This window comes from Sorangium sp. So ce296 (genome assembly GCF_051529605.1).
Lineage (GTDB): Bacteria > Myxococcota_A > Polyangia > Polyangiales > Polyangiaceae > Sorangium > Sorangium cellulosum_D.
The window spans coordinates 13,210,001-13,234,248 of the sequence record NZ_CP150325.1 but is presented as its reverse complement, the minus strand read 5'-3'; the positions used below and the strand labels follow the sequence as shown (position 1 = coordinate 13,234,248).

The 24,248-nt window shown below is 71.8% G+C and carries 23 protein-coding genes; 7 read left to right on the top strand and 16 right to left on the bottom strand.

Features of this window, described 5'->3' with window-relative positions:
* Window positions 1–268 precede the first annotated feature (268 nt).
* Window positions 269–673: a PEGA domain-containing protein gene (locus tag WME98_RS48905; RefSeq protein WP_437339271.1), complete on the bottom strand. Its 405-nt coding sequence runs from the start codon at window positions 671–673 to the stop codon at window positions 269–271.
* A gap of 403 nt (window positions 674–1,076) precedes the next feature.
* On the opposite strand from WME98_RS48905, the gene WME98_RS48900 reads away from it, so the two are divergent.
* Both WME98_RS48900 and WME98_RS48895 read left to right on the top strand, forming a co-directional pair.
* On the top strand, window positions 1,077–1,676 hold the full coding sequence (locus tag WME98_RS48900) for a hypothetical protein (RefSeq protein WP_437948381.1): 600 nt from the start codon (window positions 1,077–1,079) through the stop codon (window positions 1,674–1,676).
* A 485-nt stretch (window positions 1,677–2,161) separates the two neighbouring features.
* Window positions 2,162–3,610, top strand: a complete 1,449-nt coding sequence (locus WME98_RS48895) for an amidohydrolase family protein (RefSeq protein WP_437948380.1) — start codon at window positions 2,162–2,164, stop codon at window positions 3,608–3,610.
* Between the two features lie 141 nt (window positions 3,611–3,751).
* Here WME98_RS48895 and WME98_RS48890 read toward each other — a convergent pair whose 3' ends face one another.
* From WME98_RS48890 to WME98_RS48870, 5 genes are read right to left on the bottom strand one after another with little or no spacing between them, the layout of a single operon-like run.
* Window positions 3,752–4,126: a hypothetical protein gene (locus WME98_RS48890; protein WP_437948379.1), complete on the bottom strand. Its 375-nt coding sequence runs from the start codon at window positions 4,124–4,126 to the stop codon at window positions 3,752–3,754.
* Between the two features lie 52 nt (window positions 4,127–4,178).
* Entirely contained in the window at window positions 4,179–4,739 is a 561-nt protein-coding gene (locus tag WME98_RS48885; RefSeq protein WP_437948378.1) for a hypothetical protein, read from the bottom strand.
* Window positions 4,711–5,514, bottom strand: coding sequence for a ParA family protein (locus WME98_RS48880; protein ID WP_437339266.1), 804 nt, complete (start codon window positions 5,512–5,514; stop codon window positions 4,711–4,713). The genes WME98_RS48885 and WME98_RS48880 overlap by 29 nt, the downstream gene beginning before the upstream one ends.
* Complete coding sequence (locus WME98_RS48875; RefSeq protein ID WP_437339265.1) at window positions 5,511–6,386, bottom strand: DUF4388 domain-containing protein; 876 nt, start codon at window positions 6,384–6,386, stop codon at window positions 5,511–5,513. The genes WME98_RS48880 and WME98_RS48875 overlap by 4 nt, the downstream gene beginning before the upstream one ends.
* Window positions 6,386–7,111 (bottom strand): tetratricopeptide repeat protein, encoded by a 726-nt coding sequence (locus WME98_RS48870; protein WP_437948377.1) that lies wholly within the window; start codon window positions 7,109–7,111, stop codon window positions 6,386–6,388. The genes WME98_RS48875 and WME98_RS48870 overlap by 1 nt, the downstream gene beginning before the upstream one ends.
* A 691-nt stretch (window positions 7,112–7,802) precedes the next feature.
* Here WME98_RS48870 and WME98_RS48865 point away from each other — a divergent pair.
* The gene (locus WME98_RS48865; protein WP_061623771.1) at window positions 7,803–8,561 is read left to right on the top strand and encodes a hypothetical protein; all 759 of its coding nucleotides are present in this window, start codon (window positions 7,803–7,805) and stop codon (window positions 8,559–8,561) included.
* A gap of 246 nt (window positions 8,562–8,807) precedes the next feature.
* On the opposite strand, the gene WME98_RS48860 is transcribed toward WME98_RS48865, so the two are convergent.
* The 3 genes from WME98_RS48860 to WME98_RS48850 all read right to left on the bottom strand — a co-directional run bounded on the left by WME98_RS48860 (window position 8,808) and on the right by WME98_RS48850 (window position 11,590).
* Entirely contained in the window at window positions 8,808–9,191 is a 384-nt protein-coding gene (locus tag WME98_RS48860) for a VOC family protein (protein WP_437948376.1), read from the bottom strand.
* Between the two features lie 374 nt (window positions 9,192–9,565).
* Window positions 9,566–10,264, bottom strand: coding sequence for a fatty acid desaturase (locus WME98_RS48855; RefSeq protein WP_437339263.1), 699 nt, complete (start codon window positions 10,262–10,264; stop codon window positions 9,566–9,568).
* A 954-nt stretch (window positions 10,265–11,218) separates the two neighbouring features.
* Window positions 11,219–11,590, bottom strand: coding sequence for a hypothetical protein (locus WME98_RS48850; RefSeq protein ID WP_437948375.1), 372 nt, complete (start codon window positions 11,588–11,590; stop codon window positions 11,219–11,221).
* 300 nt (window positions 11,591–11,890) lie between these two features.
* On the opposite strand from WME98_RS48850, the gene WME98_RS48845 reads away from it, so the two are divergent.
* Together WME98_RS48845 and WME98_RS48840 are read left to right on the top strand one after the other, a co-directional pair.
* Window positions 11,891–12,085 carry a hypothetical protein gene (locus tag WME98_RS48845; protein ID WP_437948374.1) on the top strand — a complete coding sequence of 65 codons (195 nt, stop codon included), beginning with the start codon at window positions 11,891–11,893 and terminating at the stop codon, window positions 12,083–12,085.
* A 234-nt stretch (window positions 12,086–12,319) separates the two neighbouring features.
* Window positions 12,320–14,155 carry a M2 family metallopeptidase gene (locus tag WME98_RS48840; protein WP_437948373.1) on the top strand — a complete coding sequence of 612 codons (1,836 nt, stop codon included), beginning with the start codon at window positions 12,320–12,322 and terminating at the stop codon, window positions 14,153–14,155.
* 37 nt (window positions 14,156–14,192) lie between these two features.
* Here WME98_RS48840 and WME98_RS48835 read toward each other — a convergent pair whose 3' ends face one another.
* The 5 genes from WME98_RS48835 to WME98_RS48815 all read right to left on the bottom strand — a co-directional run bounded on the left by WME98_RS48835 (window position 14,193) and on the right by WME98_RS48815 (window position 19,327).
* Window positions 14,193–14,993 carry a GNAT family N-acetyltransferase gene (locus tag WME98_RS48835; protein WP_437948372.1) on the bottom strand — a complete coding sequence of 267 codons (801 nt, stop codon included), beginning with the start codon at window positions 14,991–14,993 and terminating at the stop codon, window positions 14,193–14,195.
* Window positions 14,994–15,258: 265 nt separating this feature from the next.
* Window positions 15,259–15,921, bottom strand: a complete 663-nt coding sequence (locus WME98_RS48830; protein WP_437948371.1) for a hypothetical protein — start codon at window positions 15,919–15,921, stop codon at window positions 15,259–15,261.
* 239 nt (window positions 15,922–16,160) lie between these two features.
* Entirely contained in the window at window positions 16,161–16,466 is a 306-nt protein-coding gene (locus WME98_RS48825) for a DUF3817 domain-containing protein (protein WP_437339259.1), read from the bottom strand.
* A 160-nt stretch (window positions 16,467–16,626) separates the two neighbouring features.
* A complete protein-coding gene (locus WME98_RS48820) occupies window positions 16,627–17,832 on the bottom strand; it encodes a ferritin-like domain-containing protein (protein ID WP_437948370.1) in 1,206 nt (401 codons plus the stop codon).
* 97 nt (window positions 17,833–17,929) lie between these two features.
* A complete protein-coding gene (locus tag WME98_RS48815; RefSeq protein ID WP_437948369.1) occupies window positions 17,930–19,327 on the bottom strand; it encodes an alpha/beta fold hydrolase in 1,398 nt (465 codons plus the stop codon).
* Window positions 19,328–19,575: 248 nt separating this feature from the next.
* Between WME98_RS48815 and WME98_RS48810 the strand changes: the two genes are divergently transcribed.
* The gene (locus WME98_RS48810) at window positions 19,576–20,508 is read left to right on the top strand and encodes a LysR family transcriptional regulator (protein ID WP_437339256.1); all 933 of its coding nucleotides are present in this window, start codon (window positions 19,576–19,578) and stop codon (window positions 20,506–20,508) included.
* Between the two features lie 51 nt (window positions 20,509–20,559).
* Here the strand turns inward: WME98_RS48810 and WME98_RS48805 are convergent, their stop codons facing one another.
* Window positions 20,560–21,243 (bottom strand): DUF1349 domain-containing protein, encoded by a 684-nt coding sequence (locus WME98_RS48805; protein ID WP_437948368.1) that lies wholly within the window; start codon window positions 21,241–21,243, stop codon window positions 20,560–20,562.
* 141 nt (window positions 21,244–21,384) lie between these two features.
* On the opposite strand from WME98_RS48805, the gene WME98_RS48800 reads away from it, so the two are divergent.
* Window positions 21,385–21,837, top strand: a complete 453-nt coding sequence (locus WME98_RS48800) for a hypothetical protein (RefSeq protein WP_437948367.1) — start codon at window positions 21,385–21,387, stop codon at window positions 21,835–21,837.
* Window positions 21,838–21,874: 37 nt separating this feature from the next.
* Here WME98_RS48800 and WME98_RS48795 read toward each other — a convergent pair whose 3' ends face one another.
* Window positions 21,875–23,407, bottom strand: coding sequence for a hypothetical protein (locus WME98_RS48795; protein ID WP_437948366.1), 1,533 nt, complete (start codon window positions 23,405–23,407; stop codon window positions 21,875–21,877).
* Between the last annotated feature and the right edge of the window lie 841 nt (window positions 23,408–24,248).

The window sequence follows — 24,248 nt, the reverse complement described above, 5'->3', positions numbered from 1 at the left end:
TGGGTGGCGGCCGCGGATTCCGCCGCTTTCCGCCACCCTTGGCTGAAGTGCGTGACCATGGCTATCCGCGCTGCGTCGCGTTTCGCAATCCGCACGCGCTGAAGCGTTGCCAACCTGGATCGCGTCGCCAATTCGGTGTTGCCGACCTGGGTGGGTGGTCGCTGCCGACCTGGGTTGGATGGTCGCTGCCAACCTGGGTTGGGCGGTGGTGTGACGCGACACGAGGTCAACCCGGGTCGGAGCGCCACACGAGGTCAACCCGGGTCCGCTATTTCCTCTCGCCCGGCTTGTCGCTCTTGGCGTCGCCGCCGCCGCCGCTCTCCTGGATGGAGGGCGGCGGGTCCGACTGGACTGTCTTCGCGTCGCCGGGCTCCAGCGTCACCATCATCGTCCGGTTGCCGCGCTCCAGGTCCACGAACGTCACCTCGTGCGTTCCCGGCGCAACCTTGCGCCCCGTGATCGGCGTCGTCCCGATGGGCTTACCGTCCAGCAGGATCTCGGTTGGTTGCGCCGAGACCACGTCGAGCATCGGCGCGTCGTCCAGCGGAGGCTCGGGCTCAGGCTCGGGCTGGGCCGCGATCGGCGCGGGCTGCGGAGGCTCCGGCGGGGGCTTGGGGGCCCCGCCGCAGCCGGCGAGCGGGATGACGAGGAGAAGAGCGGCGACACGGAGCATGCGCCGGAGGCTAGACACGAAATCTCGCGCGAGGAAATGGCTCGGCGACATCGCGCACGCGCCGCGAGCGCCCGGAGCCCGGACGTTGCCTTGTCCGCCCGGCCCAGGTACCTCTGGTCGCCATGCCGACGGTGGCGATCCGCCGAACGGGGAACCCGCGACAGCCGGCGGAGCACGTCGACCGCGCGTTGACCGAGAGCCCCAGCAGGGCCCGCGAGCATCCCGCGGACGCTGGCATCCCATTTCTGATGGCGCGGCACATTTCGACAAATCCCGCCGCGTACCACGACCTCGAGCGCGACAGCGGCCCGCGCACCGCGACCTCGGCGATCCGCGCGCGGCGCCTTGCGCTCGAGAACGCCTGCGTCACCGGTCGGACGACGAGGGGCGACGGAGGGCTCTGATGGCAGCGCCGTCCTCGTCGTCCTCGTCGCGGCTCCGGGTGATGGGCGGCCTCGCCGCGGTGGCGTTCGTCGTCCACGGCGGCAACCACGTGCGGCGGGGCTCACCGCACGACCTGCTCTGGATGTGCAACGTCGCGCCCCTCCTGCTCGCGGCCGGCTGCTTTCTCGCCAGGCCAGACCTCGCCGCGATCGCGGCGCTGTGGCTCGCCTTCGGCACGCCCATCTGGCTGCTCGACATCGCGACGGGCAGCGGGCTCCTCCTGACCACGTTCCTGCCGCACGTGCTCTGCCCGATCCTCGCCGTCCTCGCGGTGCGGGAGCTGGGCCTCCCGCACCGCGCCTGGCTCAAGGCCACCGCGGCGTTGCTCGCCCTGGTAGGGCTCACGCGCGCGCTCACGCCGCCCGAGACGAACGTCAACCTCTCCCACCGCGTCTGGGCGGGCTGGGAGGCGCTGTTCCCGCGCTACGATCTGTTCCTCGCCCTCGTGGCGGCCGCGGCGGCGCTCACCTTCCTCGCCATCGATCGCGCGCTCGCGGCGTGGCTCGGCCCGCAGCGCCGGCGCGCCGCGGGCGCGACCCGCGGGGCGAGCACCACCTGACGCGCGACCTCCTCCTCGTCCTCGACGCAAGCACGCCGAGCGAACCCAGCCGCACCGCGCGAGCCGAAGGCGGGGACCCTGCGCGACGAGGTCCCGCTCGCTCGCTTCCGACGCGGTGATCTCGCGACCATCGCTTCCTCGACGAGGTCGACTTCCCGCCGAGCGCGCGAGCGCTCCATCGACGCGACCCTCCAGGCGAAGACGGCGCACGTCGATCGCCTGACCGATCGCGGCGCCCCGCTGGTCGAGCTCGCCACCGCTCGGGATGCTCACCCCGGCGCGCGCGTCCCTGCCTTGCCGCGCGCGCCCGGTCGCGTCACGACCCAGCCATGCGTCGCGCGTGCGAGCTCCAGCAACCTCGCGCATCGGCCGACGCGGTCCGACCCGAGATCGCGTCAGCCGTCGACCGCGACACGGGCGATGATCCCGTTTCACCGTGACGCGCCGCTGTGAACGCCTGAGCCGGAACCAACAGGAGCCACTCGATGAAGAAGAGCCTACCTGACGATGATCTCCGCCTGCCGGTGAAGCTGGACTCCACGAGCAACGGTGAGTACTGGCCGCGATCCCCGGACGCGGCGCTGCGCGAGGCGCAGCGGAGCGCGATGGAGAGCGCGCTCGACAACGCGCGCAGGCTGGGGATGAGCCGGCGCGAGTACCTCGCCAGCACGTGCGGCGCCGCGACCGTCTTCCTCGCGCTGAACCAGCTGGGCTGCGGGGGCGGGCGCTACCAGGTCACGAAGGAGTCCACGCTCGACCCCGCCGCCGCGAACGAGAAGCTGACCGGCAAAGAGTTCATCTTCGACGTGCAGACGCACGAGGTGAGCGCCGACCGGGTCTGGTGGAAGGAAGGGCAGCCGTCGCTCGCGAACTTCCTCAAGACGACGCCGCAAGCGGACTGCGGCGCCCCGGCCTGGGCGCGGTGCTTCACCGATGACGTGCTCATCCGCGAGGTCTTCATGAACAGCGACACCCAGCTCGCCGTGCTGACCGGCCTCTGGGGCGATCCGCTGCCCATGCTCACCGAGGAAGCCGCGCGTACGCGGGAGAAGGTCGCGCAGCTCGGGCGGGATCGGCTGCGCATCCACGGCGTCGTCCAGCCGACCATCGCGCCCTGGGAGAAGATCGCCGACGAGATGCGCAGGCAGGCCGAGACCATGAAGCTCAGCGCGTGGAAGCTCTACACCGTGTGGGGACCGACCGGCGAGGGCTGGTGGCTGAACGACGAGGTGGGCCGGAGGACGATCGAGCACGGCATCGCCCTCGGCATTCCGATCTTCGCGGTGCACAAGGGGCTCCCGCTCTCCGGAATGAACCCGGAGTACACGCGGCCGAAGGACGTGGGACCGGCGGCGCGCGCGTTCCCGAAGGCGACGTTCCTCATCTATCACTCCGGCTATGAGCCCGACATCACCGAAGGCCCGTACGACCCGAAGGCCACGCGCGGCGTGGACGCGCTGATACGCTCCCTCGAGGAGAACGGCGTCGGGCAGAACGGGAACGTGTACGCCGAGCTCGGCTCCACGTGGCGCGAGGTGATGAAGAAACCCGACGAGGCGGCGCACGTCCTGGGCAAGCTGCTCAAGCACGTGGGCGAGGACCGGATCCTCTGGGGGACCGACGCCATCTGGTTCGGCTCGCCGCAGGATCAGATCCAGGCATTCCGGGCGTTCGAGATCACCCCCGAGCTCCAGGAGCGCCACGGGTACCCGGCGCTGACCCCGGAGCGGAAGGCGAAGATCCTCGGCCTCAACGCCGCGCGCGTGTACGGCGTCGACGTCGCCGCGGTGCAGGGCGCGCAGGCCCGCGACGAGGTGAGCCGCGCGCGCGCGGAGTACGCGAACGCGCCGATGCCTTCGTTCCAGACCTACGGCCCACGGACCCGCCGGGACATGCTGCGCCTGCTCGATTTTACGCGCGGCCTGCCGGACTAGCGGCGAGGCCTGCGCGCGGCGCGCGCGGCGCCCACGCCGTACGAGCGGCTGCGCGCGTCGCGCCCTTTTCGCGACGTGTCCCCGGATGCGGCGCCGGATTTCTGTGGTGCGTTCGGAGCGAAAGCGAGCGGGCTCGGCAGCTCAGGGCTCGTACGCCTGCGCGATGGTCTCGATCATCCGCGGGATCGCGACGGAGATGAGGATCCCGAGGTTCGCCCGCCTGTTGTCCACCAGCATGCCCTGGAGCAGCTTGCCGTGGTTGACCACCACCACGGTGTGGTTGCCCGCCATGTCGAGCATGTAATACCGCCCGAGGGGCGGGAAGTTCGAGTCGCGCAGCGAGCTGTCCAGCTCCTCGGTGATGCGCGTGAAGAGGGCCACCGCCACGGGCTGCTGGTTGAAGCCGGCGAGCGACAGGCCCGCCGTGCGCTCCCAGATGTCGCTGGCGAGCAGCCCGTCGCGAAGGATGTTGCGGAGGTCGTGGACTGCGGCCTCGAGGACTTTGGTGTCGATCATCGTGCTTCCGTCGCTCCTGGGCGCGCGCGCCCGCATTGAAAATCCGGATGTATCACAGCCCGCGCACGGTCGTCTCGAGCGCCTCCTTCAGCTGCTCGAGCGCCCGCGTGGAGAGAGCCTCGTCGCCCACGGTCCCGAGGCAGAAGCCGCCGCGCGCCGTGCGCGTCTCGACCCAGGACATCATCTGCGCGCCCAGCCAGAGCGCGCCCGCCGTGGCGTCGACACCAGGGACGGTGCGGACGCCGACCAGCGCCGAGAGCAGCGGGCCCACGAGGGACACGTGCGCCTCCGAGATGCCGTGCGCCGCCAGCGTGAGGCCGTTGTCGTCGGCGACGAAGGCGCCCGCGCACGCGTGGTGGGCGAGCGTCCAGGCGACGAGCGCGTCGAGCCGGTCGGCCGGGTTGTCGGAGGTCTGCACGAGGCGCGGCACCTCCTTCGGCGCCTTGGGCGCCGCCTTCGCCGGCGCGGGCGGCGCCTTCGCGGGCGCGCCGGCGCGCGACGACCCCATGGCGCTCACGAGCGCCGCCGGCTCGCGCGCGGGCGTCGCCGACACCCGCGCGAGCAGCGAGCTCACCCGCTGCGCGTCAGTCCACGAGACGGATCGGGCCGTCATCCTCGCCTCCTGCCGTGGTGCCAAGGCGCTCCTCGATCTCGGCCACCAGCTTGTCGAACACCGCCGAGACCGCCGGCGGGCGGCGGCTGAGCAGGCCGAGCGGCACCCCCGCGCGGCTCGCCTGGAGGAACGTGCTGTCGCGCGGGACCGCGGTGTCGAAGACCTGGTCGCGGTAGAGCGACCACAGCTCCTCCAGCGAGGCCAACAGCACCGGATCGCGGAACGAGCTCATGGTGCCGACCACGCCGAGCAGCGAGCAGGCGGAGCCGATGTCGCGGAGCCGCGCCAGGAGCTCGAGCAGCCGGGGCAGGGCCCGCAGCGCGAGCGGCTCGCACTGCGCCACGGCGACGACGTGGTCCACCTCTTCGAGCGCGAGGCGCGACATCCCGCCGAGCCCGGCCGGCGTGTCGAAGAGGATCAGGTCGAAGTCGCGCTGGCTCTGCTCCAGGATGCGCCCCACGAGGTTGGCCTCGCGCGCGTTGACGGAGAAGCGATCCTCGTCGAGCGCGTCGACGGGGCCCATGGGCAGGAGACAGAGCTCCGGGAGCCGCGTCTTGACGAGCCCCTCGAGCGGGGGGCCGCCGCGCGCGAGGCTCGCGGCGAGGCCGGGGCGGTCGCTGACGCCGTCGAGCGACATGCCGATGGCGCCCTGCAGATCCGTGTCGACGAGGAGGGTCCGCGCGCCTCGGCGCGCGAAGGCGAAGGCGCAGTTGAGCGCCACGGTGGTCTTTCCGACTCCGCCCTTCAGGCTGGCGAATGCGATGGATCGGGTCATTTGGGGTATCCGAGCTTGCGTAGCTGTTCCAGGTTAGCGCGCACGAGACTGGATGCGGGGTCGAGGGTGGAGAGGTCGGTGAGGACGCGGGCCGCCTCGCTGTAGCTGCGTTCCATGAGGAGGCGCCGCGCGTCGGCGTTGAGCTGCTTGACGCGCGCCGCGCGCTGCTCGGGCGAGAAGAGCGCGACCTCGATCCGCCTCGAGGAGATCGGCGGCGGCATCTCCACGCAGCCCTCGTCGATCCGGCGGAGCGAGTCGAGCACGAGCTCCGCGAGATCCTTGAAGATGGTGCGCTCCTTCGTCGAGCTGACGGTCGGGTTGACGCGCACGCGCATCTCCGGGCGGATGAGCCGCGCGAACGCCTCCTCGCCCACGCCGAGGCCGTCGAACGCCGTCCACACCTGGCCGCGCCGCACCTCGATGAGGCCCACGTCGCCGCTCTCGTTGCTGACCACGAGGACGTGCGAGTCGCCGGACATGCAGATCATCTGCAAGAAGTCGACGGGCACGAAGTACATCCCGATCGGCGCCGACTGCGCGCCCGCGGCGTGCCCCATGAGGACGAGCGTCTCCTCGGCGATGGGCCACGTCACGCGCGTGACGTTCATCGCCCCCGGGACCTCCACGCCCTCGTTCACGGCGAGCACGAGGCGCGCCGTGCGGCGGAGCAGCTGCGCGACGGCGTCCTCCGGCCCGCCCGGGAGCGACGGCGCGTAGATGATGAGCTCCGCGCTCTCGGCGCCCTCGAGCGCCTGCTCCAGCTCCTCCCACGTGGCGGCGCCGATGGCGCTCACCGGCGTCTGCCCCGCGATGACGCGAATGCACCGCATGCGCTCGCGCAGATCGGGATCCGCGACCACGACGATCGGCATCAGCCTCCGAGGTCGCGCCGCGCTCGGCGCAGCATGACGGACGACGCCGAGTCGCCCGGACGCATGCGCGCGCAGGCCTCGAAGGCCTCGATCGCCTCGTCGTAGCGGCGCTGCACGAACGCGGCGGTGCCGCGGGCGAACGCCTCGCGGTAGCGCCGATCCTCCTCCGTCTCGTAGACCCGCGGCGTGAAGGGCGCGCTGCTTGGGGCGGGCTGCTCCGGCGCTCGCCGCTGCAGCCCGCGCTCGGGCATGGTCGGCGGCCCCGGATCCGAGCTGACCGCGGACGGCAGCGTGTCCATCTGCCGGCGCCAGGACTGCGGTGTCTTCTCGCTGAACGGCGACGCCACCTCCCGCCCCGTGTAAAGGCCGACGAGCACCTGCAGCGTGCGGAGCCGCCCGAGCGGGCACATTTGCACGATGTCGTCGAACGTCGACGAGCCATCGATGTACCGCGCCACCAGGAGCGCGTCGGGCGAGCGACCCGCCGACACCGGGATGGGCCCCGCCACCTGATCGAGGCCGCCGAGCCGCTTGGCGTAGGCGCCGGCGAGGAACTCTTTGATCCGCTCGATGCTGGTCTGCAGCTCGCGGTCTTCGGGCGCCTCCGCGCGCGCGCGGTAGAGCACCGCCAGCGCCTCCTCGTAGCGCTTCTCACGGACCAGCCGCACGATCTCCGCGCGCACGGGTGTGCTCTTCGGGACCTCGCGGCTTTCGGGTTCCATCATCCAGGCCGATTCGTGTTGGTCTTTCACGGCACAACTCGGCAAGTTACATGCCTCGACCGCCGACCTTCAAGCGGTTTGGTAGCGCCTCCGCGGCCGCCGCCCCGGCGGCGCTGTCCTCACCGGGATCGCCGTCGTTCAGGTGCGAGCGTGTGGGACCAGTCAGAGCCCCACTCTGAGAACATGGGTGCTGCGACATGGGCCCATGTGGAGGCCATGGAGGCTCTTACCCGCGCGACTCTGCCCATTTCTTCAATGCGTGGCGGGTCGGCCCGCCGGCGCTCTCGGACGCCTGCCGAATAAATCGCCGCGCAATCACCATAAGAGGAATGGATGTCGCACATGGGCGCCCATTCGCCCACCCGGCTACCGAGCTCGATTTCGGTGGAGATCGCTGAAGATACTGGATGCAGCTTACGCGGAACTTGCGCTAGAGTGGGTTCACCGAGTGGAAGCACCCCCCAACGTTACGTAACGTCTGAGGTGGTTTCGTGGGAAATTCCAAAAATCAAGCTCGGAATGCAGCGAGGGGGGTCGTGCAGGATTTCAACCAAGGTGAGATCCAGCCGCAGCGTCCATGGGGGGTACGCCGTGGTCTTGTCTTGTCGCCTCACGAAGCGCATACGACGCTTGGCTTACGCAAACAGAGGGATCGTTCGACCAACTGACACCACCAGCCGAAAGGAGATCGCTTATGCGGCAGGTCTTGCGGCACATCTTCCAGAAGAAGCAGGCATACGCTCGTCTACCCCTGTTCGAGCGCATGCGTGATGAGCGGCTCGATCCGAGCGAGCGGCTCGCCTTCTATCCGTGCATGGCTTTCTTCATCATGAGCTTCGGTGATCTGAACAAATTCGTGCTGAGAAAGGAGCCCGCGGCGGACGAGTACCAGGAAATGGTGAACGTCCACACCCGCGAGGACGACCATCACTGGCCGTGGTACCTGGAGGATTTGACCAAGCTGGGCTACGACGTCGAGGGGCGGAGCTCGGACCTGATGCACTTCCTCTGGGGCGAGGAGACGATCGAGAATCGGATCCTCACCGCGCGGCTCACCGAGCTCATCAAGGGCACGACGGGCCTCGAGCGGCTGGTCATCATCGAAGCGATCGAGGAGACTGGCAACGTCCTCTTCAGCGCGATGCTTCCCCTGGCGGAGGCGCTGGAGAAGCGGCTTGGAACGCAGCTGCGCTACTGCGGCCCGTTCCATTTCGAGCGCGAGTCGGGCCACACGGTGGACGCCGATCACGCCGCGCTCGCGAGCATCTCCCTCGACGCGGAGACGCGCGCGCGCTACAAGGCGCTCGCGGACGAGGTGTTCGCGCTCTTCGAGCCGTGGACGCACGAGCTCCTGCGCTATGCCGTCGCGCACCCCGCGGCCATCCCCGCGGCCGACCCCGAGACGGACGGCGTGAGCCAGATCATGACCCGCTCGTCAATCCTCGCCGCGTGAAGCAGCGCGGTTGAGCTCTCCAGCTTCGCCTTCGCGGCCCCCTCCACGATATCCATTCCATCGCGCTCGCCACGCGCCGCGCTCTCTGCACAAGACGCTGCGCATGGCGCTGACGCCCTCGTTCCCCCATGGCGGTGAGCGCCCCCATGGCGGTGAGCGCCGTCCGACGAACGTCGACGTCGAGCGCCGCCGCTCGGCGCTCCGGCGCGATCGGCGCCGGCCCGCAGGGCGGGCGGCGCGCCGGGATCAGCCGCCGCTGCCGTAAGGACGGGTGATGATCTCGAGGTAGTGCCCGGCGGGGTCGGGGAAGTACACGCCGCGCCCGCCGTCGTGATGGTTGATCTCGCCGGGGCGCTGCGCTCTGGGATCGGCCCAGTACGGCAGCTTCCGATCGCGGATCCGGCCGAAGATCTCGTCGAACTCGGCCTCGCTGACCAGGAACGCGTAGTGCTGGGGGTGCACCTCGTCAGGGGTGTCGATGAAGTCGAGCGTGACGTCGTTGTCGAGCCGCACCGTGAGGAAGTGTCCGAACGGCTCCGGGGCGGGGAGGCCCAGGATCTCCGTCATGAAGGTGGCGGACGCCTTCTTGTCCTTCGCGGCGACGATGGTGTGATTCAGCCGGACGGTCATGTGCGCGTCTCCCTTCCGCGGCGCTCGAGCAGGCCTCGCGGCCGCTCGGGCGAGGCCATCATTTCACGCGTCGGCCTGGTGTCGTTCATCTCTCTGTGCCCTCCATCCAGCCGAGCCCCGCCGACCGAGCCGCTGCACGAGGCCCGCCGCGCGTGCCCGCCCGGGAACACGGCGAGCCTGCCACGGTGGGTTCACGCGAGCAACCTCGCCGGCCTGGGCGTACCGACCGGCGCGCCATCCCGTCTTTGCTGTTCTCCTCCGCTCGTCGGTCACGTGACCTCCTCACCGCCGTATCGTCGCGGTCACCTGTCCGAGCGGCGCGGGGGCCCGCGGCGCTCGAGCGGAATCGAGGACGGTTTGCAGGGGCGATGGCCTCATGCGCGGTCGGGGGAGGGGAGGGCGAGGCGGCTGCAGGGGAGGTTGGGAATGCGGTGGTGGCGCTCGTGGTAGCCGAGGCTCAGCGCGATCGGCGAGCGGGTGAAGGCGAGCCGGCGCGCGGCGGCCAGCATCCAGGCCGGGGCGTTGTGCGGGACGTGCGCGGCCCACACGGCCATGGTGAGCTGGAGGCACGTCGCGGTGGCCGCGACGGCGAGGAGCGCCGGCCGCCGCGAGGCGAGCAGGAGGGCGAGCGAGGCGAGGTTGAGCGCGGTCTCGGCGAGCTGGCAGCGGCGGCCCGAGGGGCCGGCGGCGCGGAACGCCTCGACGCGGAGGGCGAGGGCGCTGAGCGGGGCGCCGAGGAGCGCCCGCGGGAGGGGCAGGCGCGCGGGGGCGCCCTCGGCGTCGTCGGGCGCGAGAGGGCGAGCGTGATGGCGCAGGTGCATCAGCCGCAGGGCGTGGCCGCTCATGAGCATGAGCGCGGCCGAGAGGGTGAGGGCGAGCTCGTTCGCCTTGCGCGGCAGGCGGAGGGCGCCGTGGGCGACGTCGTGCATCAGGGCGAAGGACGCGAAGAAGAGCGCGCCCTCGAGGGCCGCGGCGAGCGTCGCGCTCTCGATGCGCGCGGCGAGGCCGACGCCGGAGGCGCAGAGGCTGACACGGGCGATGTGCAAGGCGAGGTCGCCGAGGCGAGGTTGCATGGCGCCCTCGGGGTGCGATCGCCGTGCCAGGGAGCGCGGGCCGGCGCGGCGCGGACGGGCGCGGGCCGCGGCGGCGCGTCCGATGCACGCGGCGCGCGCGGCGCGACCTCCGGTGTCCACGCGGGCGGCAACCCGGGTGTCCACGGCGTGGATAGCCACGAAGGCGTGTGGACAGCGAGGGGCCGAGGCGCGCGCGATGGGGCGGCGCGCGTCGGTGGTTCCAGCGGTTGGTGAGCGGCTTGCATGGGCGGTGGCCGGGGCGGGCGATCTCGCTCGCTCGGGTCGTTTGGGTTCAGGGATGGGTGCCCCATGGTCACCGCGTCATTGTTGCTTGCTGTCGTCTGCCTCCTCGGCGCGTTCGATATCGCCTACTTTCACTGGCATCGGTGCCGTCTCGGGGACCGCGCCGAGTCGCGGGCCGAGGGTATGGATCCATGAGGCGCGCGGATTCATCTATGCGCTTCAGCTCGCGCTCGTGCCCAATGTCCAGTTTCACGGCGCGTTCTACGCGTTCTTCGTCGCGCTCTTCGTGGCCGATATCGGTGTGGCGATGGTCGATGTTGCCGTCGAGCCGGCGTCGCGGCGCAGCCAGGGAGGGCTGCCCGCCGGGGAGTACCTGATGCAAGGTCGGGGCGTGGAGTTCTCGACGTCGTATACGTACGAGGTGCGCTGGGGGCGTTCGGACGGTGGTTCGACCGGGCGGTGTTTCGGCCGCTGTTTCAGCGCGCGACGGAGCGGAGCTTCCGGCGGCTGGCGGAGCGGTATTTCCCCGAGGGGGCGTCGCGGGTCGCGGGGGCGCGCGGGAGGAAGCCGGTGCACTTTCTCGGCTTTGGAGGCGAGCCGGCCGGGTGACGCGCTCGCGGGCTGTCAGGGATGGTGCCGTCCGACTCAGGTTGAGCGACCCGGCCGAGGTCGGGGTGGCCCGGGGTGGCGCAGGTTGGGTGGGCGACTTGGTCAGGAGCGAGCGCCTCGAAGCCGCGCGCCGACCCAGGCGCACGGCAGCGCGATCGCGATGTTCGCGAGCGAGTACCACGCGGGGCCGTGCTCCCACATCATGACAGCGCCCAGGGTAGCGAGAGCGAGGCCGACGAAGCCGAGGACGAGCGCGTGGCGCATCGGGCGAGCCGGAGCGAGCCTGGCCGCGACGTAGCAGCCGGCGGCGTTCAGCGGGATGCGGTAGGCGAGCGCGAGCACGAACAGCACGTCGGCCATCCGTTCGCCGTGCGGCGGGAAGACGCCGGATGCGTGCAACGCCAGGTCCACGACGGTGGTGAGGACGGCCGTCGAGACGAGACCGCAGAGCACCGCGCCGACGCTACGGAGCATGGTTCTAGTCCGGGCGGAATCTGTCGTGACGGTGAGCGTTGCTTGAAGAGTTTCGCTGGTGTTCATGGGGTCCTCGTCCGGGTGATGGAACGCCGTCCTCGGCGCTACACGGGGACGTCGGAGCCGCCGGCGCGCCCTCGACATCGGCGGTGACGATTTTTCGACGACCCTGGTCGACCGACCCGACCGGCCGATCTGACCCGGGTTGAGGGTGGCCGACCCAGGTTTCGGCGACCCGACCCGGGTTGCGGCGACCCGGGTTGAGGGTGGCCGACCCGGGTTGCGACGACCCGACCCGGGTTGGGTGCTTGCTCCGCCCACAACTCGGCCTCCACGTTCGGGAGCCGGAGCGCGTGCATCGGTCACGCCACCCGGGACTCCATGGCGTCCGGCAGCTGGACCGATCACGGCTCGGTGATCTGCTCGCGCCGCGGGGATCGGTACAACGCCATCGATCCCAACGTCATCGTCGATCAGGCAGGCACGCGACCTTGAGCGATGTCGCGGCGAGTGGGCATCCTCCAGGCCGACGTGACGGCGTGAAAAGAGCGGAGTTTGCCGCATGTCAGCCCTTCGCGAGGCGGCACCCCGAGGATTGCTCGAGCGGCCGAGCGGCCTTAGAGGCCCCACCAGGATCGCGGCGCCGAAGCGCACCCCGCGCCCTCTGCGCGTCCGGGGTGGGGGGACCCTCGCACGCTGGAGCTGCCCGCGATCGAGGAGCGGCGGGAAATGGTGCGCATGGTTCCGGTGTTGGTCGTCGCCTTGCCGTGCGGCGCGCTCGCGCTCACGGCGGCCTGCTCCGATCCCAGCCCTCCGCCGCGGCCGCGGCCCGGCTCACAGCCCGCGGCGGAGGAGGCCCAGAGATTCATCGAACAAGCGGAATCGGAGCTCCACGAGCTCAGCACCCAGAACAACCGGGCCGCCTGGGTCGCGTCGACGTACATCACGGGCGATACGCAGGTCCTCGCGGCCGCGGCGAGCGCGAAGCTGCTCGGCGCGCAGACCGACTACGCCAAGCGCGCGGCCCGCTACCGCGACCTCGATCTGCCCTACGACGTCCGCCGGCGGCTCGATCTCCTGCGCACCTCGCTCACCCTCTACGCGCCCGCCGACCCGGCGAAGACCCAGGAGCTCGCGACGATCGCGTCGGGGCTGGAGGCCACGTACGGCGCGGGCAAATACTGCCCCTCGGCCGGCCAGTGCCTCGATCTCCAGGAGCTCAGCAGGATCATCGCGAAGAGCCGGGATCCCGAGGAGCTCAAGCGAGCGTGGGTCGGCTGGCGCACGGTCTCCGCGCCGATGCGCGGCGACTTCACGCGGCTCGTCGCGCTGGCGAACGACGGCGCCCGTGAGCTCGGATTCAAGGACACCGGCGACGCCTGGCGCGCGAAATACGAAATGCCGCCAGAGGCGCTGCCCCGGGAGGTCGACCGCCTCTTCGGGCAGGTCAAGCCGCTCTACGACGCCCTCCACTGCTACGTGCGCGGCCGCCTCGCCGCGCGCTACGGCGAGGACGTCGTGCCCGGCGCGGGCCCGATCCGGGCCGATCTGCTCGGCGACATGTGGGCCCAGGACTGGAGCAACATCCACGATCTCGTCGCGCCCCAGGGGGTCGCGCCGATCTACGATCTCGACGCCGCGCTCCGCGCGAAGGGGTTCACGCCGATCGAGATGGTGAAGACGGGCGAGCGCTTCTTCGTCTCGCTCGGGTTCGATCCGCTCCCGGCCACCTTCTGGGAGCGATCGCTCTTCGTCAAGCCGGCGGATCGCGACGTCGTCTGCCACGCGAGCGCGTGGAACATCGACGACGAGGAGGATGTGCGCATCAAGATGTGCATCGACGTCACGGCGGACGACTTCCAGACGATCCACCACGAGCTCGGCCACACCTTCTATCAGAGGGCGTATAACCACCTCCCGTGGCTGTACCGCGACAGCCCGAACCCGGCGTTCCACGAGGCTCTCGGCGACACCATCGGGCTGTCGGTCACGCCGGCGTACCTCCAGCGGATCGGGCTCGTGGACGAGCTGCCCCCGCCGTCGAGCGATGTCTCGCTCCTCCTCCGCGAGGCCCTCGCCAAGGTGGCCTTCCTGCCGTTCGCGGTCCTCGTCGACCGGTGGCGCTGGGGCGTCTTCTCCGGGGACATCCCGCCGGCGGAGTACAACAAGGCCTGGTGGGATCTCCGGAGGAGATACCAGGGCGTGACGCCGCCGGTGCCCCGCTCCGAGGCGGACTTCGATCCCGGCGCGAAATACCATGTGGCGGCGAGCGTCCCGTACATCCGGTATTTCTTCGCGCATATCCTCCAGTTCCAGCTCCACCGCGCGCTCTGCGAGGAGGCGGGGCACAAGGGGCCGCTCCACCGCTGCACGATCTACGGCAGCGAGCAGGCCGGCGAGCGGCTCCGGCGGATGATGGAGATGGGGCGGAGCCGGCCGTGGCCGGAGGCGCTCGAAGCGGTGACCGGATCGCGGCGGATGGATGCGGCCGCGATGCTCGACTACTTCGCGCCGCTCAGGGGCTGGCTCGATCGGCAGAACCGCGGCAGGACGTGCGGATGGTAGGCTGCGGCCGACGCGGCACGCGCGCGCCGCCCGGGCTTCAGGCCCGCGGCGGCGTGTAGAAGGCGAAGCGCGTGACCGCGCGGTAGCCCATCCCCTCGTACACGGGACGCCCCATGTCCGTCGCGTGGAGGACGGTCCTCTGGATGCCCGTCTCGCTCAGCGCGTCGTCGAGGCAGCCGCGCATCACCGCCTCGGCGTACCCTTTGCGCCGGTGCTCGGGCGCGGTGACGACGAAGCCCACGTAGCGGATCCCCTCCACGATGAACGTCGCCGCGGAGCACACGGGTTGTTCGCCCACGTAGCCGACCCGACCGAACGCCCGGTCGCCCCACATCGCCTCGTGGGCCACGGAGGCGCGCCCCGCCGGGATCGGGACGCTGTAGGCCGCCGCGTTGAGATCCGCGATGGCGGCGCGCGTCTCGGCGTCCGCCACGCGCCGGAGATCGAGGCCGGAAGGTGTGCGCCGCGGCGGGGTGGTCGCGTCGGCCACCATGCCCAGGAGCGACACGGCCGGCGCGAAGCCGAGCCGGCCGAGGAGCTCGGCGGCCGCGCCCCCGTCGCCGCCGGGCGACCAGCTGTCGGACAGCGCGAAGAGCCACGGCACGCCGCCGGCCCGGGCGAGCTCGACGGCCCTGCGCGCCCGGCGCTCGAGATCCTGGAGGTCGGTGGCCGGCGAGGACAGCGTGGCCATGTTGATCAGGATCATGTCCGTGCCCGAGAGGACGACGGTGACGCCGTCGGTGTGCTCGATGCGATGGCCGGGGAGACCCTGGCTGAAATAGGTCCAGGCGGCCACGAACTGAGCGTTGGACTCTTCGATCTCGATCGGGTCGGGCATGCGAAACCTCCTCGGAACGGAGAGTAGCCGGAACTGGGCGTCCGGGAATAGGGCCGCTGTCGCGCTGCGTGTGGAGCGATGGTGCTGGGCCGCCGGTCGCGGTGGGGCGCTCCGTCGGAGGAGATGAGGTGGCCGGTCCGGTAGGAACTCTGAGAGGGGGCGGCTCGGCACCACGACGCGCGCTCGCAAGGGCGCGGACCGGGGAGAGAGCGCGCGCGGCGAGATCGCCGGGATCCGCCGTGGCTCGCTCACGCCTCGGGCCGCCTCACGGCTCGATTTCTTCGAGCGTGTGGCAATTGTTGCACGAGAACTCGCCCGTCATCGTCGTCGGGTCGAACCTGGGGACCTGGAGCAGGTCGGCCATTGCGGGTACGACTTCGTTGAACATGAAATCGGTCCACTCCTGGCGCTCCGGGTGCTCCGGATCCCCCACCCACTCGAGGAACCCTTCCTCGCTGGCCGGGAGCGGGGCGATCGCCGGGCTCGGCATCGCGTAGGCGCGCTCGACCGCGTCGTCCCCGTGGCACGTCGTGCAGTCGAAGGTCTCGTACTTCGCGTCGTACGCGACGAAGACCTCCTTCATCCGGGGCATGACGACGGTGGTCATGTACGCGGTGCGCTCCTCGAAGGTCATGTCCTTCCACGCGACCTGATCGGGCTCGCCGCCGCCCGCGCCGCCGTCGCCCGCACCGTCCGCGCCGCCGTCGCCCGCGCCGTCCGCGCCGCCGTCGCCCGCGCCGTCCGCGCCGCCGCCGCCCGCGCCGCCGTCGTCCGCGCCACCGCACGCAGCGACGAACAGGCACGCCGCCATCGAGATGCGCCTCATGACCGCGCGGCCTCTTCTCGTCCAGCGATCGGACCGTGTCGCGTGATCCGGGGGCTGCGCGTCCGTCCTCGCCTCGTTCGTCGCCGGTTCCGCGGTGTTCATGGATCGCATCGTCGTGTCTCCTTGGGCTCGAAGCAGGCCGTCCGGCCGTTCCGGACCGGATGCGCCCTGGTTCTATCGTCACGACGAACGGGCGGACGCAGGATCGACACGCCGGTCGATCTTTTTTATATTCTCTTAAGTATAAGAATCTATTGACTTTTTTGCGAGAGCGCGGCGTCCCGGCCGCGGCGGGGCGGGCCCGCGATCCCGGGATCGCGCCGTCTCCGCGGCCGCCTGGCCTAGGACGACGGCAGGGTCGCCTCGATCTCGCGCCGCAGCGAGCGATCGAAGACGAACGTCCCGAAGGGGACGATCGACGACACGAAGGCGAGCAGCGAACGCCCGAGCGACCACCGGCGCCGGACGGCGGCGTGGGCGAGCGCGGCGAGGAACAGCACGAAGAGGAGGCCGTGGGCGCTGCCGACGACGCGAACGGCGAGCGGCTGGCCGGCGAGGTACTTGAGCGGCATCGCGATGAAGAGCAGGAGGAGATACGACAGGCCTTCGAGGATCGCGATGAGGCGGAGCTGGCGAAGCGCGGTCATGACGGCAACGTAGGGCAGGGGGCAGGGGCTCGTGGAGTTCTTCATCGAGCACCGGCGTCGTGCTCGCGCCTTGACGTAGGCGCGGCGTGGCGAGGAATCCAGGGGCGAGGCTACGCCGGAGCGTCCGGGCCGGCGATGGTCGAGCGTCGGTGCGGCCGAGCTACGCCGGGGCGTCCAGGTCGGCGATGCCCGCGGGGGCCGCGGGCGGCGCGGACAAGAGCGCCTCTGCGCACGGCGCGATGACCTCGCGCACGGCGTCGAGGTGGCAGCGCGCCCGCTCCGCCTCGGTGAGCCGGCCGTGGTCGTGCCACGCGGCGGCGTCGATCCCGGCGCGCTCCGGGCCCCGGGTGGCGCGCACGGCGGCGAGCGCCTCGTCGAAGGCGCGGGCCACGGCGGCGCGCACCGGCTCGCCGCCCCGCGCGACGGCCCAGCGCACGAAGGCCCACGCGAGCTCGGCGTGGGCGGCCTCGTCGGCGGCGATCCGGTCGAGGGCGCGGCGCACGTCGGGGTCGCGGGCGTGGCTCCGCTGCGCGCCGGCCTGGAGCGCGGCGAGCGTCTCGCCCACGCAGCCCTCGCGCACCGCGCTGGCCGCGGCGCCGGCGAGCGTGGGCGCCTCGAGCGCGCCGTCCAGCGCGAGCGTCCCCGGGCCGAGCGACCGGCCGGCGTAGCGGCTCGCGAGGGTGAAGCAGGCCCGGGCGTGATGCAGCTCGTCCGAGAGGGCGCGCTGCGCGGCGTCGATCAGGGCGGGCGGCGCGCCGAGGGCGAGCAGATCGAGGGTGAAGCGCGCGAAGGATGCGACGGACGCGTGCTCGAGGCGCGCGTCGGCGAGCCACGCTTCGGCGAGGGCGGCGCGCGTCGCGGGGTCGAGCGCGAGCGGCGCGTCCGGCGCGGCGGCGAGCACCCAGTCGGCCCGCGCCTCGACGCCCGCGAGGCGCGGCTCGCCGCCCACGAAGAACGGGCGGCCGCAGGCGCCGACGCCCAGGTTGTTGGTGTCGTAGCAGCACTGGCCGTCCTCCAGCCGGCCATGTTCGTAGACCACGCAGGACACGGGGTTCGGGTGGTACTGGCTCGGGCAGGTCGCGGCGCTTCCCCCCGCGCCGCCGGCCCCGCCAGCGCCGGCGTTCGCGCGGACCTCCTCCGGCGGGAAGCACCTCGTCTCACCGACCTCGCCTTGTCCGCCGGAGCCGCCCTGTGCGCCGGAGCCGCCCTGTGCGCCGGCGCCGCCGGTTCCCCCCGCCCCGCCGGTCCCACCTGCGGTCTCCGTGCCGCCGCCGCCGCCGTCCTGGCAGCCGAGCGCCAGCGAGAGGCCGGTGAACACGCCGGCTCCCACGATATGCATGATGCGCGCGCGCAGCTCTCTGTTCATGGCGCTGAGCCTCCCTGCGACGTGCCGTCGATCGGCACCGGAACCCTTCTTATACCTATACCTCTCAAACAGACGACCGGCGTCGTCTGCCAGGTCGTCAGCGGGCGTCGCCGAGCGCGGTGGTCCGTGCGGTCGGGCCCGCAGGGACGAACGCGCGGATCTCCGCGATCATCACCTCCGCGGCGTCCTCGAAGAAGAAGTGATCCGCGTCGGGGAGCTCGATCGTCTTGTGGTCCGGGAAGGCGGCCTCGAAGCGGGCGAGATCGCTGCGCGGAAACCCGACGTCCTTGAGCGCCCAGAAGATGAGCGCTTTTCTGTCCGCGAGCCGGGGCAGGCCGGCTTCGACCTCCGCGAAGTACTCGGTCGCGGCCGTGATTTGCCCCGGATAGAAGGCCGCGATGCCGCGGCGATCGAGCGGGAGAAACGGCCGGAGATAGACGTCGGCGACCTCGGCGGGCAGCTCCCGCACAATCCCGTTGTCGATCCCCAGCGCGGCGAAGCCGTTGAAGTTCACCTGCGCGAACTCGCCGATCGGGCCGCCGACGATCCTCGAGAATTTGCCGCGCGGCGTGCTCGCGCTGGTCGGCCAGGCCCACGTGCTCCCGAGGACGACGCGCCGCACGAGCTCGGGCCGGCGCCCGGCGAACCCGAGGCCGATGGGGCCGCCCCAGTCCTGCATGACCAGGGTCACGTCGCGGAGGCCGAGCCGATCGACGAGCTCCTCGACGACGCGGCTCTCCTCGCCCGGCGTGAAGCCGAACCCGGCGGGCGCCTCGGACAGGCCGAAGCCCGGGTAGTCGAGCGCGACGCACCGGTACGAGCCCCGGAGCCCGTGAATGAGCTCGCGCCACTGGAACGACCACGCCGGATTGCCGTGCAGGAAGAGGAGCGTCTCGCCCTGACCCTCGTCCACGTAATGGACGCGCGCTCCGCTCGGGAGCTCGACGAACCTGTGATCGACGTCGAACATCGCGCGCGGGATCTCGAACGCCATGCCTCGCGGACCGCGCGGCGCGGCGCGTTCGCTCGAGAGCGCGCCGGCGACGCCGACGAGCTCGATCGCGCCGAGGATCGCGACCGCCGCGGCGGCGGCGCGCGAGGAGCGCGGCCGCTCGACGAGGCGAGGGACGAGCAGGGCCAGCGCGACCGCGGCGCAGGCCACGGCGGGGAGCGCGGCGGCGGCGAGGCCGCGCGGCCCCGCCAGGATCATCCCCAGGAGGACGCTCGCCGCGAGCCCGGCGAGGCTCGCCGCCAGGATCGAGCGCGGCCGCGCCGAGCGCTCGTCGAGGGCGCGGTAGAGGAACGCCGCGGCCACCGCGACGAGGGCGCACGCGGGGGCGACGACCGCGTACCGGAGCGCGGGGAAGAAGGCGATGCCGCGCGCATGCGGCACCGCCAGGACGGCCATCGTGGCCAGCAGGACGACGCAGACCGCCGCGGCCAGCCCGGCCCGAAGGACGCGCAGCACCTCCGCGCCGGTCCCTCTCCTCGTCATCGTGTCGCTCGGAGTCGCTCGTGCTTCGCTCTTCATCGTTTCCTCCCGTGGGTCGAGGCGGCCGTGGCCGCGGCGGACGCGAGGCGCACGCCGACCGGGCGAGCTGTGTCGCTCGCCGCAGGACATCGCGTGATCGCCGCGGATCTCTCGGCGCTGGGCCGGCTCAGCCGGCGACGGACCGCCGCGCCGACGAGCCCATCATGTGCCCGGCGACGTCATGTCTCCAATACATGGTATTCATCTGAACCATGCAGGATGGACATGACGCGCGCGATCTCTCCGCCGTGGACCTCAACCTGCTGGTGGTGCTCGACGCGCTGCTCGACGAGCGCCACGTCACCCGCGCCGCCGCGCGCCTCGGCATGACCCAGCCGGCGTGCAGCCACGCGCTCGGCCGGCTGCGCCGCGCGCTCGGCGATCCGCTGCTGGTGCGCGGGACGGGCGGCGCGATGGTGCCCACCCCGCGCGCCGAGGCCCTGGCGCCCGGCCTGCGCGCCGCGCTGCGCGGCCTGGCCAGCGCGATCCGCGGCGAAGCGCGCTTCGATCCCGGAGCGGCGCGGCGCACCTTCCGGATCGCCACCGGCGACTACGCGGAGCTCGTGCTGCTGCCGCCGCTGCTGTCGCTGCTGGCCCGGGAGGCGCCGGGCATCGACGTGTGGATGCTGCCGCTCTCGCTGACCCAGGAGGGGGTGGTCGCGCAGCTCTCCTCGGGCGCCGTCGACGTCGTGATCGGCCCTCCTCGCCGCGGCTGGCCCGAGGGCCTCTACCTCCGCCCGCTCTTCGACGAGCGCTTCCGCTGCGTGGTGCGGCGCGGCCATCCGGCGGCGCGCAGCGCCCTCACCCTCGACCGCTACTGCGCGCTCTCGCACCTCCTCGTGGCGCCGCGCGGCACGCCGGGCAGCCTGGTCGACGACGCGCTGGCGGCGCTCGGGCGCAGCCGGCGCGTCGCCGCGACCGTCTCGCACTTCCTGGTGGCGCCGCACGTCGTCGCGGCCACCGACCTCATGGCCACCCTGGGCGCCCGCATCGTCGACGCCGCCGCGGCGCCGCTCGGGCTCGCGGTGCTGCCGCCGCCCCTCGAGCTGGCGGGCTTCTCGTTCGCGATGATCTGGCACGAGCGCACGCACCACGATCCGGCGCAGCGCTGGCTGCGCGACCAGCTCGCGAGGGCGGCGTCCTGACCGCGGGAGGCGGCGGCTGGACGCCGCGCGGGCCTCCGTGAGGCCCGCCCTTTACGACATGTATGTGAGCGGTGAGGCGATGCCGGTCCGCGGCGGCATCTGACCGGCGCGCGCCAGCGCCGCGTCGCTCTCGACGCGCTCGACGTCTCCGCTGCGCAGATCGCCGAGCCGGCGCGGCGTGAAGCGGATGTCGTCGAAGACGGCGGTGCAGCCGTCGCCCGCGGGCGACTGGGCCGAGAAGCCGACGGCGAGCTCGGTCGTGCTGCGGAGCGAGAAGCTGCGGAGCAGGTGCCAGCTCGCCCCGTCGGTGGAGGCGTGGAACGCGCACAGGCGCCCGAGCCGAGAGACGCGCAGCCAGACGTGGTCGCCGTCCACCTCGAAGGACCTGCGATCGTCCGACAGGCCGCGGGTCACCACGGAGGCGACCGTCGGCACGCGCTCGGGCGACAGCTCGAAGCAGAGCTTGGCCCACGCGCGCTCGTGCGCCCAGAGCAGCAGCACGCCCGCGTCGTGCGCCGCCGCGAAGCCCACCGTCACCCGCGCGCTGGCGAGGAAGTCCCCCTGCGGCGTCCCGAGCAGGCGCGGCGCGTTCAGGAGGCCGGTGGTGCGCTCCGGATCGAGGAACAAGTCGGTCTTGCCGCCCGCCGTGACGGTCAGGCTCGATGCCTTGCCAGTGCTCCAGCTCCTGGGCGGTACCTCCCAGCGGAGCGGCGTCGGCAACGGCGCTAGGTGCACAGGCTCACTCACCTTGTATGCCTCCCCCCTTCATGACAACCATAGTACCGGAGTCTCTTCCTGTCTTGTCGTCGAATCGTTCCGGTGTGTATGCAGGATCTCAGGTCCATGCGAATTACCGCCCTTCTGGTGTCCTGCTGTATGGCTGTAAGCCTGGCCGGTTGCTTGAAGGCGAGGCGCGGTCCGCCCGAGTTCCTGGTGGGCGCGCGGCCCGTGCCCTCGTCGGGAGGCGGCTCCTCTTCGGCGGGCGGCTCCTATGCGGACGCCGCGGCGGTGCTCGCCGCCGCGGCCGGGGCGGCGGCCGTGAACCGCGAGATCTACGACACCTGCTACGCGATCTGTGAGCCCGGGACGGCGTGCGATCCTGCGACGGGGCTGTGCGTGCGGTTGCCGTGCGGCGGGAAGTGCCCTGCCGATCGCCGGTGCAAGGTGGTGGAGGGGAAGGAGGCCTGCGTCCTCGGCGAGCCCGACCGCGGCGTCGTGTCTGGTCCGGTCGCTCCGGGGGCAGGGCACGCCGGGCCGGGAGAAGCGATGGGCGAGGCGGCGGGGGCCGCGGAGGCGGCAGGCGGCGCCGAGGGGGCGGGCGCGAACTGACGACAGGGGCGCGGGAGCGCGGCTCGTCGGGCGGTGATCACCGTCGCCGCGACAGATCGAGCAGCGCCCTCGCGCGCGAGTACGCGATGTACGGGTTGTCCCCGGAGCCGCCGAGATCGTCGTTGTCCTCGCCCGCGCCCTGCGGCCTCACCGGGATCCAGAGGTAGTCCGGGTGCAGGGCCTTGCCGTTCACGCCGTTGGCGAAGGCGGGGTTCTTGATCCACTCGCCGCCGAGCACCGTCAGCCGATCGTCGAGCTCGAGCACGTAGTGGAGCTCCGAGTTGAGGATCGGGACATTGCGCAGCGCGGGCGGCCGGAGGAGGTCGGCGGCGCTCACCTCGTCCGAGATCATCCCGTAGCGCGCCCCGACGCGGACGAAGCGCCTGGCGTTCGGGTTGAACACGTAGTTGTAGCAATCGGCGCCCTGGTACCCGCCGTTACAGACGAGCCGCGCCGCCTCCTGCGCGCTCACCTCCGCCATCGTGTCGATGGTGAACGAGGTGACCGGGTAGCTCCACACCTCGCGGTGCCACGTGTAGTCGACGACGAACGAGCGCTGCGCTCGCCCGCTCGACGCGGAGCTGATGGAGCTCGCGCCGAGCCCGAGCAGGCCGGTCATGGCCACGTGCATCGTCCCCGGGTTCAGGTCGCGGCACGCCGGATCGACCGGCCTGCCGTAGACGTCGCGCAGGACGAGGTCTTCCCGCGTCTCGCAGCGCCGCCCCGACACGGTGGCGGAGTCGTGGTGGTACACCTCGGTCATGAGCGCCTCGATGTCCGCCGTGCGGAACAGGATGCACCCGCGCTCGACCGACGCGCACTCGACCAGCGTGCTGCCGGAGACCTTCACCCGGATGTCGCGCAGCGGCGGGCCGCCGCCCTCCGCGACGACGTAGGCCGCCCAGCCGTTGCAGTGTCCCCACCAGTACTCCGGGGTCACGCCCTGGTACAGGCCGTGGTGCGTCAGCTCCCAGTACGTCGTCGGCCCTGCAACTCGCGTCGCCCGCGGCGCCGCGCGCGCGCCCTCCGGCAGGCCCGCCTCGCCGGCGGCGGCGCCCGCGGGCGGCTCCAGCGACCGCGCCTGCCCCGCGTAGAACAGGAGATCGTACTTCTCCGCCGGCGAGAGGTTGTCCGGATCCGACGCCAGATCGCCGTAGTCCTTGACCGCGGAGTTCCAGCGGTCGGCGATGCCGTTCCTGCTCTGGGGCCACCACTGCGAGGCGAAGGGGCCCGTGGACTGGCCTTGCAGCAGGGTCGAGTTCAGCGCCGCGTAGGTTCCCCGGAGCTCCGGGTGCAGTCTCGTGGGGAGGTTCGCGGCGTCCATGGGCTCGCGCGTCCCGCTCAGGGGGATGAGGAGCGTGTGCGAGCCGCCGAGGATCTGCCCGGTCTCGGGCGAGAACCCGAGCACGTACGGTACCGAGCCGCCCTCGATGAACCGCGCCGCTGCCGGCTCCGCGCCGCTCTGGAGAGCGGCCGCGCCGTCGCGCAGCGGCTCTTGCCGATCCGGATCCATACAGCCCAGCGCGAGAACCGCCGAGCTCACCGCCACCGCCCCGATGCGCATAGTCATGGCTGCTTCCCCCTCTGCCGCCTACCTTCTGCCACCTGCGTCGCCGATGTCTGCAGAGGTCAGGCCAGCGGCGAGGTGGATGCGTCGCGCAATCGATGCACGCGCGCGCAGCCGAGCTGCGTCGGTGGGCGCGTTCGTCCTTTGCGTTCTCCTTCGCGCTCGCGCGATTGCGCCCCAGACGGCGGCGCGTGCGCTCGCGCACCGCTGGCGCGCTCATGTCGCGCGGCCGCGGCGGCCTTTCGTCAGAGGAGCTCTCGCGCCCTCGTCACGTCCTCATTCTGGATGGATGGGAACACGTCCCCGACGAGGTGGGTTCGCTCGGCGGTCGCTCGGCGCCGCCCCGGTCGGCCCTCGCCGTGCGGCGCCCCGCCGCAGCCGCGCGCCACGCAGCGCCATGGCGGCCGGACACATCGGCGTTTGCACGCTGGGATCGCCAGCCGCGCGACCGATCGCGCCAGACCTGCCGGCGGGACGGCCGTGGGCGCTCCTCGTCGCCGTTGACACCCTCGCCGGACATCAATAACTTGGTCCTCACGACGGGCGGACCAGGGAGCTGGGCAGCAGACGCGCTGCGACCCTGGGCCACCCGGCCGACGCACGGGTCGACCCCTCGAAAGAGGAAAGAGGGTTGACAGGTTCGAGGCAGGCCGATAGAAAGCCCGCCCCGAACGGCGAACCGGAGAGCCGAGCAGCGAAGGCGCTGTAACTCCAGCTCGCTCGGTCGGCGGGTCAGCCTTCTCAAAAAGAAGGTTGACAGGTTCGAGGCGGGCCGATAGAAAGCCCGCCCCGAACGGCGAACCGGAGAGCTGAGCAGCGAAGGCGCTGCAACTCCGATTGGCCT